At 48.1% G+C, this 2,107-nt stretch carries 2 protein-coding genes; both read right to left on the minus strand.

Annotation, left to right across the window (positions count from 1 at the left end):
* Positions 1 to 338 precede the first annotated feature (338 nt).
* Positions 339 to 650: a hypothetical protein gene (locus F9K33_16515; protein ID KAB2877342.1), complete on the minus strand. Its 312-nt coding sequence runs from the start codon at positions 648 to 650 to the stop codon at positions 339 to 341.
* A 10-nt stretch (positions 651 to 660) separates the two neighbouring features.
* The coding region (locus F9K33_16520; GenBank protein KAB2877343.1) for a DUF4157 domain-containing protein at positions 661 to 2,107 on the minus strand (1,447 nt) is incomplete at its 5' end.

Below are 2,107 nucleotides of genomic sequence, written 5' to 3' on the forward strand. Positions count from 1 at the left end.
CCGTCCCACGGATGTGATCCTCGCATTGAAGAGCTGCTAACGTAGCAAATGAGTGGATCACAAAACCTGCCGGAAGGTGGGTCATCATTTTTGCCGGGGTGGGTCACAAAATGTGCCGCCCCCGGGTCACGATAATTGCCGGGGGTGGGTCAGTATCGGTGCCGGTTTACAGTTTATCGGGGCGGGCGAAAGCAAGAGGATAACCGCAGAGGGCACAGCGGACGCAGAGGGGGGAGTAAGAGGTCAGTCTTGCTGCTGGCAGAGAGGGAAGGGCATCGGTGGTATCGTTGATCGTTCTTATTATAAGGGTGTCGCTGCTTCATATAGGCGCCCAGGTTCTACAGTTTTTCTCCTCCCGAAGGAGGATGATAATAAGCGAGACAGAGTAGCCACTCAGGAATATCCTCTTTGAAGACAAAGTAGTCATCTATATATCGCAGACCAATTCTTTCCAATCGATTTGTAAATTCTGCCGCGGCCTCTTCTCCGAAGTGGGGACCAAATGAAATCAAGTTTTCATTTTCATCTAAAGGGTTGTCTACTTCCATTATTGCTAATATGTGGTCTCGCTTGATATTGCATTTCATTAAAGCATTTAAACGAATCAGTATTCCAAATGGAGTGGATATTTTAACATTCTTGCTGCGCATACATTCCTTCCTACGGTATGTTGATGATTACATTATAGATTGGCACACTCCCCTTAGGCTGGAAAATTTGAAACCACTTTTTTGCACCCGCCGTTTGAAGTGAACCTTTTGGCACCGCGAAGTCCACCCGAATAGGTCCAGTCCCCCCTGGCTTCGGAGCTCCAAGCTCTGTAACATAAACGCGGTTACTTGCTCCGCCGATTTCAGGCGGTATCCTGGTTGCACCACCCTCAACCCAGAGCTTTAGTTCATCAGCATTTATCCATCTACTTACCGTAGTATAGTCATCTGGAATTGGGCCATCAGAGCTACCGGACCCTCGAGGGAAGAGTCTTTTCCGAAACCTGTATCCGCCTGATTCGTAAGGCGTCGACTTATTATCGATTCTTGTCGAACTACTTTCTGTGTATTCCGCTTTCTTTGCCTCTAAATCGGGTTCTTTCCCCGGTGACCTCTTTGCTTGCTCAGGCCTCTTCCCTTCCGGTAGCAGGTCTTTAACTTCTTCCGCATCCTTGATCTCAGCTTTAGTTTTTAATTCCGGATGGGGCTTCCCATTGACTTTTGCCTCCTCCAGTTGCAGCTTAACGCGGGCGGAGTTCTTTCTAACGCCCAGATATAGTAGAAGCAAGAAGAGGGCATGTACTCCGATTTTCGCAACCCCTTCGGCGAATTTTCTGCTTGCCTTGTCAATATCATGCTCGGTACCCGCGTATCCGATAATTTGGGCGAACTCAACAAGGTTTACGATACCGCTAAATAGACCTTTTACAGAGACCCCTAGAGCCAGTGCCGCTATAATTCCGGCTAACACCTCAGCGGCGAACCCAAATCCAGTTTCCGCTATCAACGTCAGAATCGCAATAGTTGCTATCATCATAGCGATCAGCTGCACAGGGTCTCCGACTTCATTCTTTATCTCTTCCCAAACCTGAGATCTTTCCATAGCCAGACGCATTTTTTCAGTGATGCTCATTTTCAATATTCGAGGATCACCCTTTACGACTCTTTGTAGATATACCACTTCCTCCTTCAGTTGATTATTGAGATAGACTCTCGCGATAATCTGATGCACTCCTTCAACGGTTGCAGATAGATGACGCTCATATGGATGATAATCCACTTGCTTCAGCTCTTTTTCAGGCTCCCCTTGATTTTTGATAAACCATTTTACCGAGGTTTTGTCGTCCGGACTCACTATCCACGCTGTCTTCTGCCGCAGGGTAAAGGTTGCTTTGGCACCAATTGTCAGGATGTTTTCTTCGCTTGATTCAATTGCAAAGGAGGCTGGTATCGCGTTATCCGGTGTATCGTTTTTTTCCTTCGGCGCTCTATGCACGCCCGTCGCATTCTGTGCTACGTGAGCCAGCTCATGGCCGATCAGGCCTCGGCCTTCTGCCGTGCTCGGGTTATACTGATCTTTCGCGAAGACGATATCGCTGCCTTTCGCGAAGGCCTTG

It is taken from the genome of bacterium (assembly GCA_008933615.1).
Classification (GTDB): domain Bacteria; phylum CLD3; class CLD3; order SB21; family SB21; genus SB21.

Coding starts and splice junctions, on each gene's coding strand:
- F9K33_16515 (KAB2877342.1), bottom strand. CDS start 650: ATGCGCAGCAAGAATGTTAAAATATCCACTCCATTTGGAATACTGATT.